This is a genomic window from Pantoea sp. Mb-10 (assembly GCF_021272205.1).
In the GTDB taxonomy this organism is placed as follows: Bacteria; Pseudomonadota; Gammaproteobacteria; order Enterobacterales; family Enterobacteriaceae; genus Pantoea.
Genome location: NZ_JAJSDX010000002.1, coordinates 208,562 through 221,828 on the forward strand (window position 1 = coordinate 208,562; position 13,267 = coordinate 221,828).

12 protein-coding genes are annotated in these 13,267 nt (G+C 57.4%); 5 read left to right on the forward strand and 7 right to left on the reverse strand.

What is annotated here, in order from left to right; all coding sequences use genetic code 11:
* Window positions 1-30: 30 nt before the first annotated feature.
* Window positions 31-1,221, reverse strand: coding sequence for a NupC/NupG family nucleoside CNT transporter (locus LU196_RS04290; protein WP_232759427.1), 1,191 nt, complete (start codon window positions 1,219-1,221; stop codon window positions 31-33).
* 369 nt (window positions 1,222-1,590) lie between these two features.
* On the opposite strand from LU196_RS04290, the gene LU196_RS04295 reads away from it, so the two are divergent.
* Window positions 1,591-2,832, forward strand: coding sequence for an Nramp family divalent metal transporter (locus LU196_RS04295; protein ID WP_232759428.1), 1,242 nt, complete (start codon window positions 1,591-1,593; stop codon window positions 2,830-2,832).
* A gap of 45 nt (window positions 2,833-2,877) precedes the next feature.
* On the opposite strand, the gene LU196_RS04300 is transcribed toward LU196_RS04295, so the two are convergent.
* Both LU196_RS04300 and mgrA read right to left on the reverse strand, forming a co-directional pair.
* The gene (locus tag LU196_RS04300; protein WP_232759429.1) at window positions 2,878-3,234 is read right to left on the reverse strand and encodes a DUF2502 domain-containing protein; all 357 of its coding nucleotides are present in this window, start codon (window positions 3,232-3,234) and stop codon (window positions 2,878-2,880) included.
* 156 nt (window positions 3,235-3,390) lie between these two features.
* Window positions 3,391-4,380 (reverse strand): L-glyceraldehyde 3-phosphate reductase, encoded by a 990-nt coding sequence (gene mgrA / locus LU196_RS04305; protein ID WP_232759430.1) that lies wholly within the window; start codon window positions 4,378-4,380, stop codon window positions 3,391-3,393.
* A 215-nt stretch (window positions 4,381-4,595) separates the two neighbouring features.
* Here mgrA and LU196_RS04310 point away from each other — a divergent pair, with 215 nt between their 5' ends.
* Entirely contained in the window at window positions 4,596-6,248 is a 1,653-nt protein-coding gene (locus LU196_RS04310) for an alpha-keto acid decarboxylase family protein (RefSeq protein ID WP_232759431.1), read from the forward strand.
* 159 nt (window positions 6,249-6,407) lie between these two features.
* A complete protein-coding gene (gene glk / locus LU196_RS04315; RefSeq protein WP_232759432.1) occupies window positions 6,408-7,373 on the forward strand; it encodes a glucokinase in 966 nt (321 codons plus the stop codon).
* Window positions 7,374-7,403: 30 nt separating this feature from the next.
* On the opposite strand, the gene LU196_RS04320 is transcribed toward glk, so the two are convergent.
* Together LU196_RS04320 and LU196_RS04325 are read right to left on the reverse strand one after the other, a co-directional pair.
* A complete protein-coding gene (locus LU196_RS04320; RefSeq protein WP_232759433.1) occupies window positions 7,404-8,129 on the reverse strand; it encodes a LytTR family DNA-binding domain-containing protein in 726 nt (241 codons plus the stop codon).
* Window positions 8,126-9,817: a sensor histidine kinase gene (locus tag LU196_RS04325; protein ID WP_304622724.1), complete on the reverse strand. Its 1,692-nt coding sequence runs from the start codon at window positions 9,815-9,817 to the stop codon at window positions 8,126-8,128. Before LU196_RS04325 ends, LU196_RS04320 begins: the two co-directional genes overlap by 4 nt.
* Window positions 9,818-10,045: 228 nt before the next feature.
* On the opposite strand from LU196_RS04325, the gene LU196_RS04330 reads away from it, so the two are divergent.
* Both LU196_RS04330 and alaC read left to right on the forward strand, forming a co-directional pair.
* Entirely contained in the window at window positions 10,046-10,570 is a 525-nt protein-coding gene (locus LU196_RS04330) for a GNAT family N-acetyltransferase (RefSeq protein ID WP_232759435.1), read from the forward strand.
* Between the two features lie 119 nt (window positions 10,571-10,689).
* On the forward strand, window positions 10,690-11,925 hold the full coding sequence (alaC, locus tag LU196_RS04335; protein WP_232759436.1) for an alanine transaminase: 1,236 nt from the start codon (window positions 10,690-10,692) through the stop codon (window positions 11,923-11,925).
* A 36-nt stretch (window positions 11,926-11,961) separates the two neighbouring features.
* Here alaC and ypdK read toward each other — a convergent pair whose 3' ends face one another.
* Both ypdK and LU196_RS04345 read right to left on the reverse strand, forming a co-directional pair.
* Window positions 11,962-12,036 carry a membrane protein YpdK gene (gene ypdK / locus LU196_RS04340; RefSeq protein WP_232759753.1) on the reverse strand — a complete coding sequence of 25 codons (75 nt, stop codon included), beginning with the start codon at window positions 12,034-12,036 and terminating at the stop codon, window positions 11,962-11,964.
* Between the two features lie 202 nt (window positions 12,037-12,238).
* The gene (locus LU196_RS04345) at window positions 12,239-13,267 is read right to left on the reverse strand and encodes an HlyD family secretion protein (protein WP_232759437.1); all 1,029 of its coding nucleotides are present in this window, start codon (window positions 13,265-13,267) and stop codon (window positions 12,239-12,241) included.

Sequence of the window (13,267 nt, forward strand, 5' to 3'; positions counted from 1 at the left end):
GCAGGGCGAGCCGCAGCTCGCCCTGGGTCATCAGAACGCCAGCACCAGTCCAGCAATAGCAGCGGAAAGCACGCTCACCAGCGTTGATCCATACAGCAACTTCAATCCAAAGCGCGACACCACGTTGCCCTGTTCTTCGTTCAGGCCTTTAATGGCGCCCGCCACGATGCCGATGGACGAGAAGTTAGCAAACGACACCAGGAACACCGACAAAATGCCTTCGGCGTGCGGAGAGAGCTGCCCGGCAATTTTCTGCAGATCCATCATCGCGACAAATTCATTCGATACCAGCTTGGTCGCCATGATACTGCCAACCTGCAGCGCTTCACTGGATGGCACGCCCATTACCCATGCAAAAGGATAGAAAGCGTAGCCCAGAACGCCCTGGAAGCTGATGCCAAAGATCAGCTCAAACAGGGCGTTCAAGCCTGAAATCAGGGCGATAAAACCAATCAGCATGGCGGCAACAATAATGGCGACTTTGAAACCAGCGAGAATATATTCACCGAGCATCTCAAAGAAGCTCTGACCTTTATGTAACGCTTGCAGCTGCAGATCTTCTTCGCTGTCTACGCGGTAGGGGTTAATCAGCGACAGCACGATGAAGGTGCTGAACATGTTTAACACCAGCGCGGCCACCACGTACTTGGGCTGCAGCATCGTCATGTAGGCACCGACAATCGACATTGAAACGGTGGACATCGCCGTGGCCGCCATGGTGTACATCCGGCGCTGCGACATTTTGCCCAGAATATCTTTATAGGCGATAAAGTTTTCTGACTGTCCCAGAATCAGCGAACTGACGGCGTTAAACGACTCCAGCTTGCCCATGCCGTTGATTTTCGACAGCACGGTACCGATGCCGCGGATGATCCACGGCAGAATACGAAAATGCTGCAAAATACCAATTAGCGCCGAAATAAACACGATCGGGCATAAAACATTCAGGAAGAAGAAGGCGAGTCCTTTTTCACTCATGTTGCCAAACACAAAGTTGGTGCCCTGTGCGGCATACTGCAGCAGGTGGTCAAACAGACCGGCAAAGCCTTTTACAAAGCCGAGACCCGCCTCGGAGTTGAGGAAGAACCAGGCCAGCAGAACTTCAATAACCAAGAGCTGTACGATGTAGCGAATGCGGATGCTTTTGCGATCGTGGCTTACCAGCAAAGCCAGTGCAGCAACCACCACTAATGCCAACAGAAAGTGCAAAATAGGGAACATGGGGGCTCCAAATTTGAGGAGGGTTGTATTTTGCTGCGTATTCTATGTAACGCGTTACTTAAAAACGAGATCAAAACCACATTATAAGTATTCGGTATCACGTTATTTTTAAGATAAGTTTTACCGCTCACATCCTTTTCACAAAAGCGTCACAATAAATATCCACAAAAAGATTGTCTATAATTTGACCTGCGCGTAGATTGAGCGCTGAGGCACAGTTTTGGCAAGGGCTGACTTTGCGTTTAAGTATAGCAATGGCTATACTTTATAGCAGTATCTATCACTGCGATAATTACAACCAACTATCATCTGCGCTGATGAACCGCTAGCCTGCATCGGTCATCCAGCATCACGACAGGGTTAATCACTATGGCAGAAAGTCGCACCGTTGAGCGCGTGGCTCGCGGAGCCAGAAAAATCAAGCTTGCACTGCTGGGCCCTGCTTTTATTGCGGCGATTGGCTACATCGATCCCGGCAACTTCGCCACCAATATTCAGGCCGGAGCGGCCTACGGCTACAAGCTGCTATGGGTCGTGGTGTGGGCCAACGTGATGGCGATGTTGATTCAGCTGATGTCGGCCAAGTTGGGCATTGCCACCGGTAAAAATCTGGCGGAGCACATCCGCGATCGCTTCCCGCGTCCCGCCGTATGGTTCTATTGGGTGCAGGCGGAAATTATCGCTATGGCTACCGATCTGGCGGAGTTCATTGGCGCCGCGCTAGGCTTTAAACTGCTGCTGGGCATCTCGCTGTTCCAGGGGGCAGTGTTAACCGGTATCGCCACCTTCCTGATTTTAATGCTGCAAAGTCGCGGTCAGAAACCGCTGGAGCTGGTGATCGGCGGGTTACTGCTGTTTGTCGCGGCGGCCTATATTGTGGAGCTCTTTTTCTCACAGCCTAACGTCAGTGCGCTGGTAAAGGGCATGGCGCTGCCAACGCTGCCAACCTCGGATGCGGTGTTCCTCGCCGCTGGCGTGTTAGGGGCCACCATCATGCCGCACGTGATCTACCTGCATTCGGCGCTGACGCAGCACGGCAATCGGGGCAGCAAAGCAGAGCGCTACTCGTCAACCAAACTGGACGTGGCGATCGCCATGACCATTGCAGGCTTCGTCAATCTGGCGATGATGGCCACGGCGGCAGCGGCGTTCCATTTCAGCGGTCACACCAGCATTGTCGATCTCGATGAAGCTTATCTGACGCTGCAGCCGCTGCTGGGACATGCCGCAGCGATAGTATTTGGTTTAAGCCTGGTGGCGGCAGGCCTCTCTTCCACCGTGGTGGGCACCTTGGCGGGGCAGGTGGTGATGCAGGGCTTTATTCGTTTCCATATTCCCCTGTGGGTGCGTCGCACCGTGACCATGCTGCCCTCTTTTATTGTGATTTGGGCGGGCTGGGATCCCACCCGCATTCTGGTGATGAGCCAGGTGCTGCTGAGCTTTGGTATTGCGCTCGCCCTGATGCCGCTGCTGGCTTTCACCGGCAACCGTGAGCTGATGGGCGATCAGTTAGTGAATTCACGGCTGATGCAGAATACCGGTCGCCTGATTGTGGTGCTGGTGGTGGCGCTCAACCTCTACCTGCTGGTGGGGGAAGCGCTGGGCTGGTAGCTCCGAGTATGCAAAAAAATCCCGGCACAGCGGCCGGGATTTTTTTTAGTCGTGATGATGGTGATGTTTATGGCGTTCGTGGCGACGTTCGTGACGCCAGTGCTCGCGCTGCTCATGCTCGCGCTCGCGCCAGCGTCGCTCCCGTTCACGTTCATACGCCTGATGCTGCCGCCATGCGTCGTGACGCCACCAGCGGTTATCGTGATAGCGATAGCGATCGTTCCACCAGCGCGGCTCACGCCAGTGGCCGCCGTCCCAGTAGTAACCGCGCCGATCGCGGTCGCCGAGCTGCAGTGTCACGCCGGGAGCTAAATTGATGGTCGCGCCATTGGCTTCTGCTGTGTGCGGTGCCAGAGGGCTCAAACTTGCCAGCAAAGCGGCAAACAAAAGAACACGTTTCATACTTTCTCCTTGCGGCAACGTCGAGGTTGCCGTCACGCCAGTGTGCCATAGCGGCACCGCCGCGCGCTGCGCCGCAGTCTGAAAAGCGTCAGGAAAATCTGAAATGAGAATTTTCTGCTGCGACAAGCCTTCACTGCTGGTTGAGCAGGTAAGCGGTTACACCAAGATCTTGTCGATGGTTTCGAGCTCCTCTGGCGTCAGCGCGGCCTGACTCAGCATGGCGATAGCATCGTCAATCTGCGTGGTTTTACTGGCGCCAATCAGCACCGACGTTACCCGCGCATCGCGCAGTACCCAGCGCAGTGCCAGCTGCGCCAATTTTTGTCCACGCGACTGCGCGAGAGCGTGAAGTTGCGCGACCTTGGCCATCTTTTCTGGCGTCAGCTGATTCTCCTTGAGGAACTGGCTGCCGCTGGCGACGCGTGAATCCTCTGGAATGCCCTGCAGATAGCGGTCGGTCAACACGCCACCGGCCAGCGGGGAGAAGGCGATGCAGCCAACGCCGCTGTCACCCAGTACATCCAGCAATCCCTGTTCTGGCGTGCGCTCAAACAGCGAATAGCGCGGCTGATGGATCAGGCAAGGTGTGCCGAGATCGCGCAATATTGCGATCGCCTCTGCGGCCCGATCCGCCGGGTAATTTGAAATCGCCGCGTATAACGCTTTTCCCTGACGCACCACCTGATCCAACGCGCGCATGGTCTCTTCCAGCGGCGTGTCGGGATCCGGGCGATGATGATAGAAGATATCCACGTACTCCAGGCCCATGCGCTTCAAGCTCTGATCGAGGCTGGCAATCAGGTACTTACGCGATCCCCAATCGCCATAAGGCCCCTCCCACATGGTGTAGCCCGCTTTGGTGGAGATCACCAACTCATCGCGTAAACCGTGAAAATCTTCCCGCAGAATGCGGCCGAAGTTGGCCTCCGCAGAGCCCGGCGGCGGACCGTAATTATTAGCAAGATCAAAATGGGTGATACCGCGATCGAACGCGTGGCGCAGCAGTTCGCGACTGTTATCCACGCGCGTGCTGTCGCCAAAGTTATGCCACAGGCCGAGAGAAATCGCCGGCAGCTTCAGGCCGCTGCGGCCGCAGCGACGGTACTGCATCTGTTGATAGCGTTGCGGATGGGGAAAAGCAGTCATGCGGGATTTTCCTGTTTCAGCGAAAGTGAAAAAGACGTCAGCCCAGCAGTGTATGCGTTTACACTGCGTTGAAATACTGCGCCGATCACATCCCTCAGAATGATCTGTTGTCGTAACGATCGCTTGCCAGACATCACCGGACGATCGCGGTGAAAATATCGCCAATTCAGCCACATCGGTGATAATCGAAGGACTCCCTTGAGAAGGAATGCCTCATGAAATCCCTGACCGTTGGCGACTATTTACTGCACCGTTTACAGCAGGCGGGCATCCGGCATCTGTTTGGCGTACCGGGCGACTACAACCTGCAATTTTTGGATAGCGTCATCGCCCACCCTGACATTACGTGGGTGGGCTGCGCAAACGAACTGAACGCGGCCTACGCGGCTGACGGCTATGGTCGCTGCAACGGCGCGGCGGCGCTGCTCACCACTTTTGGCGTAGGCGAACTCAGCGCCATGAACGGTATCGCGGGCAGCTATGCCGAGTACGTGCCGGTGATCCACATCGTCGGTGCGCCGTCGACGCGGGCGCAGCAGCAGGGCGACTGTGTACACCATTCGCTGGGTGACGGCGATTTTGGCCATTTTTTGCGTATGGCGCAGGAGATCAGCGCCGCCGTGGCGGTGTTGAATCATGAAAACGCCGTGGCGGAGATTGATCGTGTGATAGATGAAGCGCGGTATCAGCACCGTCCGGGTTACCTGCTGCTGGCGGTTGATGTGGCTAGCGCCAGCGTCACGCCTGGGGCAGTAAAGCAACCTGCCCGGACGCCTGTCACTGACGCAATGGCGGCGTTTTCCGCGGCGGCGGCGCGCATGCTGGGTGAGGCGCAGCGCGTCTCACTGCTGGCTGACTTCCTCGCGTCGCGTTGGCAAGTACACGCTGCACTCTGCGCGCTGCGCACCCTGCGCGCCATCCCCAGCGCCACCTTATTAATGGGCAAAGGCGTATTGGACGAACAGCAGCCGGGCTACGTGGGCACTTACGCCGGTGCAGGCAGCAGCGAGGCGGTGCGTGAGGCGATTGAGACGGTAGACGTCACGCTGTGCGTGGGCGTGCGCTTCACCGATACGCTAACGGCGGGTTTTACCCAGCAGTTGCCCACCGAGCGCGTTATCGACCTCCAACCGTTTCACGCCACGGTGGGCGGCGAACGTTTTGCGCCGCTCACTCTGCAACAGGCACTGGACGCGCTGCAGCCGATTTACCAGCGCTACTGTGCCCGCTGGCCGCTGGCGGAGCCTGCAGCGGAAGAAGACGCGCCGCTTCCTGCTGCTGCGGTAATCAGTCAGCACCATTTCTGGCAGGCGATGCAGCGCTTCCTGCAGCCCGGTGATATTATCCTTGCCGATCAAGGCACCGCAGCCTTTGGCGCGGCGGCGCTGCGGTTGCCGCAAGCGGCACAGCTGCTGGTGCAACCGCTTTGGGGATCCATTGGCTATACTCTTCCAGCAGCGTTTGGCGCACAAACGGCGCAGCCTACGCGCCGCGTGATCCTCATTATTGGCGACGGTTCGGCGCAGCTCACCATTCAGGAGCTGGGCTCTATGCAGCGCGACGGACAGCAGCCGATCATTTTCTTGCTCAATAATGAAGGCTATACCGTAGAGCGGGCGATTCACGGTGCCGAGCAGCGCTACAACGATATTGCACAGTGGAACTGGACGGCGCTGCCACAGGCAATGAGCTGCAACAGTGCCGCGCAAAGCTGGCGGGTGAGCGAAACGGCCCAGCTGGAAGCGGTGATGGTGCAGCTTGCGGCGTCGCGTCGCCTGTCGCTGGTAGAGGTGGTCATGGAAAAACAGGATCTCCCGCCGCTGCTGCGCAAGGTTACTGCAGCGCTGCACCAGCGCAATAGCGGCTAAGTTTCGGAAAGTTGCCTCTATACAGCGGGCTCAGCAATCGCCAGGCTGTGCCTCACACCAGACAGAAGGCGCCCATCGTGCAGGTGGGCGTTGTTGTTTTACTGGCAGGCTTTTATAGTGTCCTGCAATTATTTATGACCCAAGCGGAGCAGCAGAAGAATGACAAAATACGCCCTGGTCGGCGATGTGGGTGGTACTAACGCCCGTCTTGCCTTGTGTGAGGTGGAGAGCGGCGCCGTCTCCCAGGCCACAACATTCTCAACATCAGACTACGACAATCTTGAAGCGGTAATTCGCCACTATCTGGATGAGCAAAAACAGGATGTTAAGCATGCCTGTATCGCCATTGCTTGCCCAATAACCGAAGACTGGGTTGAAATGACCAACCACGATTGGGCCTTCTCCACCCGCGCCATGAAGGCGAACCTGGCCTTTGAGACCCTGGAAATCATCAACGATTTCACGGCGGTTTCGATGGCCATTCCGATGCTCAGTCGCGATGAAGTGATTCAGTTTGGCGGCAAAGATCCGATTGAAGGCAAGCCTATTGCCATTTACGGCGCCGGCACCGGCTTAGGCGTGAGCCACCTGGTGCACGTGGATAAACGCTGGGTCAGCCTGCCGGGCGAGGGCGGTCATGTGGACTTCGCGCCAAACAGCGAAGAAGAGAGCGTGATTCTGGATGTACTGCGCGCCGAACTGGGCCACGTTTCAGCGGAGCGCGTGTTGTCTGGTTCGGGCCTGGTAAATCTTTATCGCGCCATTGTGAAATCCGACGCGCGTGAACCGGAAAACCTCAAGCCGCGCGATGTCACCGAGCGCGCGCTGCAGGACACCTGTATCGACTGCCGTCGTGCGCTCTCGCTGTTTTGCGTCATCATGGGCCGCTTTGGCGGAAACCTGGCGCTGAACCTCGGCACCTTCGGCGGCGTGTATATCGCAGGCGGCATCGTGCCGCGCTTCCTGGATTTCTTTAAGGCATCCGGTTTTCGCGCCGCGTTTGAAGATAAAGGCCGCTTCCGCGATTACCTGGTGGATATTCCGGTGTACATGATCACGCACGATCAGCCGGGCCTGCTCGGTGCCGGCGCGCACCTGCGTCAGACGCTGGGTCGCGAGCTTTAATCCTCGGGCGAACGGTGCCAGCCGTTCGCCTTACAGCCGCATCAACAGCCGAAACGCCTTGGTCTTGCTGCGGCTGACCGGCACTTGCGCCGTCAGGTCGCGCAGTTTGAGCAGGTAGGTATTGTTAAACCACGGCTCAATTTCCCGAATTTTACTCAGGTTGACGCAGTAAGAGCGGTGGCAGCGGAAAAACACCTGTTCAGGTAAACGGCTGCAAAACTCCCCGAGCGTCATCGACATCACATAGGCTTCGCGCCGGGTATACACAAACGTCAGTTTTTCATGCGCTTCTACGTAATAGATATCGTTGATATCGGTCACGATAATGCGCTCGTCCTTGAGCAGATTCACCGTTTGCGGCGCAGTGAGCGCGCTGGTGGGCTGCGCCTGGGCATGAGAGACGCTGGCTTCCAGCTTATTGAGCATGGTGATAATGCGCGCCTCGTGATACGGCTTAAGGATGTAATCAAACGCATCCAGTTCAAACGCCTCAACGGCGTGCTCTTTCCACGCGGTGATAAACACAATCAGCGGCTTGTGGGCAAACTGATTGATATTCTGCGCCAGCAGCATGCCGTCCAGCGACGGAATGTTGATGTCGAGGAAAATCACGTCAACCCGATGCTGCTGCAAATATTTCAGCACATCCAGCCCGTCATCAAAACAGGCTTCGACGCTGATTTGGCTGTGCTGGGCGATCATCCAGCTCAGCTCCTGACGGGCCAGAAATTCATCTTCTACGATAATGGCTTTCACGCGGTGGGCTCCGTGAGGTGAGAGGAGGGACGTAGCGTGCGCTGCCCGGCTTTGGGCAGCGTAAAGGCGATCTCCGTGCCGGGATTCAGGCGGCTAATCTGTAAGCCTTGTCCTGAAAGCAGCTTGACGCGATGGTGCACGTTGAGCAGGCCAATTTTATTGCCTGGCATGTCGTCGCGCGCCACGCGGGCCATCACCGCATCGCTGATGCCGGCGCCGGTATCGCGCACCGCGATGCGCACGCGATCCCCTAAATCTTTGACGCTCAACGTCACCACCCCTTTGCCGCGACACGGCTGGATACCGTGCACGATGGCGTTCTCCACCAGCGGCTGAATCAGCAGGCTGGGCAGCGCAAAGTGCAGATCTTCGTCCACGTCATAAATCATGCTGAGCTTGTCGCCGAAGCGCGCCTGCTCAATGGCGATGTAATCTTTCACCTGCCACAGCTCTTTTTTAATATCGATGGCTTCGTCATCGTTCAGCTCCAGGTTGTAGCGTAAATAGCGGGACAGGTTGATCACCAGCTGGCGCGCCGTGTCCGGATTCAGCCGGATTGACGCGGAGATGGCATTGAGCGCGTTAAACAGAAAATGCGGGTTAATTTTGCTTTGCAGCGCGCGCAATTCGGCTTTGTTGGCCATTTCACGCAACTGTTCAGCGCGCGACACTTCCAGCTGCGTAGAGATAATTTGCGACAGGCCTACCGCCATCTCTTTTAGCGCGTCAGTAATGCGGTGCGCTTTGCGGTAGTAGATTTTTAGCGTACCGGTGACCTCGCCTTTTTCCCTTAAGGGAATCACCAGCATAGAGTGGATGTCTTTGGTGCGGTGCGCTTCATCATTGTTTTTGATAATGATTTTCCCCGAAGCGATCGCCTGTGCGGTTGTCGGGCTGATGCCATCGTCGCCGTTATGGTAGTTTTGCGCGCCGTAACCCACGTAGGCCAGGATCTGGCGTGTGTTGGTGATGGCCACCGCGTCGGCGTGAATATCGTTGCAGATGATTTCACAGACCTGGCGCAGCGAACGGCTATTGACCTGGCGAAACAGCGGCAGCGTTTTGTTGGCAATGTCCAGCGCCAGCTTGGCCTGCCGTGCGGCAATCGCCTCCTTTTCGCCTTCCACGCTTTGCACCAGCAGCACAATCAGGCCGATGCTTGACGCGCCCAGAATCATCGGTAGCGCGATGTCAGATACGATCACCCAACCCTGCGCCGTTGGCTTGGCCCACAGCACAATCAGCAGCATGGTAAAGGCTTCGCACAGCATGCCGGCCACAATGCCGATGCGCCAGCGGCGGGCCTTATCAACGCGCCGGTGAATCAGCCCTGACGCCAGGCCCGCGAGCAGGCTGGTGATGAGGCAGGGCACGGCGGTGATGCCCTCCATATCAATTAAATAGCGGTGAACGCCCGCGATGACCCCAGTGGCAATGCCTACCCACGGACCGAATAAAATGCCACCCGCCATTACCGCGATCACGCGCACGTTAAGCAGCGAGCCCTCAACGTGGATCGCGGACCAGGTACTGAACAGGGCGAACAGCGAGAAGATCGCCGTGACGGCCATTTTTTCGCCGAGTGTGTGCTCATCTTTCTGCAACAGCTGACGAAACAGGCGCGTGCGGGTGAGGAAGAACAGACAAATCAGCATCAGCGCGGCGCGGTCAAACACGGCCAGCAGCATATCAAAATGGGAAAGCAAAGGGATCTCTCAGCGCCGAGGGGGGTAGGCTCATGATAAAAAATGTGTCCGCCAACTGCCAGCACTGCGGCGCGTAACCTGCCATTGTGCGCATCTACATCAATTTTTTGCCGTTGTAACACGCGCTCCAGGCACGTAACTTGTGCGGCGCGCTGGTTGTCGCCGAAACGGTTTGCTATCGTGCCGGGGAGCGATTCACTGAGTAGCGCTATGCAATTAATGACCCCGCGTTTGTGCCTGACCCGGCTTCAGCCGGAAGACTGGCACATTTTTAAAACCGTGCACCAGCAGGCCGCCACCATGACATGGGTGAGCGACATTCCCGATGAAGAGGATATCCGCCAGCGCTTCACCGAGCGCCTCGTGCCGTGGCAGATCACCAGTTTTCATATGCTCTGCCTGGTAGCGCGGCTCCGCGACAGCGGCGAACCTATCGGCCTGTTTGGCTGCAGCGCAGAGTGGGCGCCGCATCGCCAGGCGGAAGTGGGGTATATGCTCGCGCAAGCGTTTACCGGCAAGGGCTACGGCAGCGAAGCGCTGGCGGCGCTCTGCACCTTTTTGCTCGATGCAGAATTTCATAAACTCAAAGCGCTGGTGGTGGAGGGGAATTGGCCGTCCCGGCGCATTTTGGAAAAGAATGGTTTCGTGCTTGAGGGAACTTTGCAGGATAATTATCTGCTAAAAGGCGATTGGGTAAACGACTGGGCGTTTGGCCGCCTTAATCCGCGCGCGTAAAAAATATTTTCTGCTGCGCTCGACAGCGTTATCCGCAACGCGTTATGTTCATGCTTCGGTCACCGCAGTGACCAACGTCGCTCGGACGGTCCGGGCGCTAACGTAATCCCGAGGATAACATGGCTGATAACAGCACCCCCCGTCGTTTCTCGCGTATAGAACGCCTTCCGCCCTATGTGTTTAACATCACTGCTGAATTGAAGATGGCTGCGCGTCGGCGCGGCGAAGACATCATCGATTTCTCGATGGGCAATCCTGACGGCGCCACGCCGCCGCATATCGTGGAAAAACTGTGCCAGGTGGCACAGCGGGAAGATACCCACGGCTACTCCACGTCAAAAGGTATCCCGCGCCTGCGTCGTGCAATCGCTCGCTGGTATGCCGATCGCTATCAGGTCGATATCGATCCGGAATCAGAAGCGATTGTCACGATTGGATCAAAAGAGGGACTGGCGCACCTGATGCTGGCCACGCTGGATCACGGTGACACCGTGCTGGTACCCAATCCCAGCTACCCCATTCATATCTATGGCGCAGTGATTGCTGGTGCACAGGTGCGCTCAGTGCCGCTGGTCGCCGGCGTGGACTTCTTCAACGAACTCGAACGCGCCATCCGCGAAAGCTATCCCAAGCCCAAGATGATGATCTTGGGGTTCCCGTCGAATCCCACTTCGCAATGCGTCGAGCTGGATTTCTTTGAGCGCGTGATTGCGCTGGCGAAGCAGTACAACGTGCTGGTTATCCACGATTTGGCCTACGCGGATATTACCTACGACGGCTGGAAAGCGCCGTCGATCATGCAGGTGCCCGGTGCACGCGACGTGGCGGTGGAGTTTTTTACCCTGTCGAAAAGCTACAATATGGCGGGCTGGCGCATCGGCTTTATGGTCGGCAACAAAGAGCTGGTAGCGGCATTAGCGCGTATTAAAAGCTATCACGATTATGGCACCTTTACCCCGCTGCAGGTGGCGGCCATCGCCGCGCTGGAAGGGGATCAGCAGTGCGTGCGCGATATTGCCGAACAGTACAAGCGCCGTCGCGACGTGCTGGTCAAAGGGCTGCACGAGGCGGGCTGGATGGTGGATCTGCCCAAAGCGTCCATGTACGTGTGGGCAAAAATCCCCGACCACTACGCGCATCTCGGCTCGCTGGAGTTTGCTAAGCTGCTGCTGCAAGAGGCGAAGGTGTGCGTCTCGCCGGGCATTGGCTTTGGTGATTACGGTGACACTCACGTGCGTTTTGCGTTGATCGAGAACAGCGATCGGATTCGTCAGGCGGTACGGGGCATTAAAAGCATGTTTCGCGCGGACGGTATTTTGCCGGGCACGGTGAAGACGTTAGAAGACGCGGAGTAAATGAAGAGGGCGACCCGATGGTCGCCCTGCCTGGCATCATTTCAGCATCAGCACAAAGGTGCCAACCCAGATTAACAGGAAAAAAGAGATTCCCATCAAAGCGTATCTCACAGAACAACTCCTCTGAGCAGTTATCATGCTGGCGATCCCAACCCAGCGTAACCCGAACAGAACAAGAGAAAGGTGGAGTTCATGGGTGCTGCACGCTTTCATCTCAGGTGGTTCCAGGCAGGCCCAGAACAGGATCGAGCGCTAATCTACCCGCATTTTTCTCAAAAATAAATAGGTCAGTTCTGAGAAGTTGCTCACATTTTCAGCGGGGCTGAATTTCCGGCACCGCTGACATCCCCACGCGCAGTTTAGACAGATTCGGCTGATGCGTATCCAGCACAATTTTCACCGGCAGGCGCTGCACCACTTTCGTGTAATTACCGGTGGCGTTGTCGGGCGCAATTGCAGAAAAGGTGGCCCCGGTGGCCGGCGCAATGCTGTCGACATGGCCGGTGAAAACGGTTCCGGGCAGGGCATCTACGCGGATCTTTACCGCTTGTCCCGGCTGCACATCACCCAACTGCGTTTCCAAAAAATGCGCGGTGACGTAAGCCTGCTGCAGCGGTACTACCGCCAGCAGACGGGTGCCCGCGCTGACGTAAGCGCCCTGGCGCACGGTACGTTGCGCCACCATGCCGTCAACCGGCGCCACAATGCGCGTATAAGAAAGATTTAATCGCGCTTGATCGACGCTGGCTTCGGCGGTGCTGACATCCGCTGCCGCCTGACCCACTGCGGCCTGCAGCACGCCCACTTGCTTTTGCGCCGCAGCCAGCGCTGCCTCACTTTGCCGCACCGTCGCGGCAGCGCTACGCTGGGTTGCGTTGGCTTTCTGCTGTGCGTCGGCGGCGATGGTGCCGCTTTTGAATAGCCGATCGTAGCGCGACGCGCTTTGACCCGCATACTGCGCAGCGGCCTCGCTGGCCGCCAGCGCCGCGCGCGCCTGCGCGATGGTGGAGCGCTGCTGTTCAAGCTGCGCCTGGCTGCTCAGCAGCTTTGCCTGACTCACCTGCACATTCGCCTGTGCGGCTTCCAGCGCCACGCGGTAGTCGCGATCGTCTAGCGTGGCCAGCACATCGCCAGCCTTGACCGGTTGGTTATCCTGCACGTTGACCTGCGCCACATAGCCCGACACCTTCGGTGCGACCAAGGTGTAGTCGGCGTTGACATAGGCATCGTCGGTGCGGCGGTCGTGGGCGGTCAGCGCTGACCAGACAAAAAAGGCCATGGCCAGCAGCACAAGCAGCAGGGCGCACAGCAGCAGCGTTCTTTTTGAAGCAAAAGCAGGCAT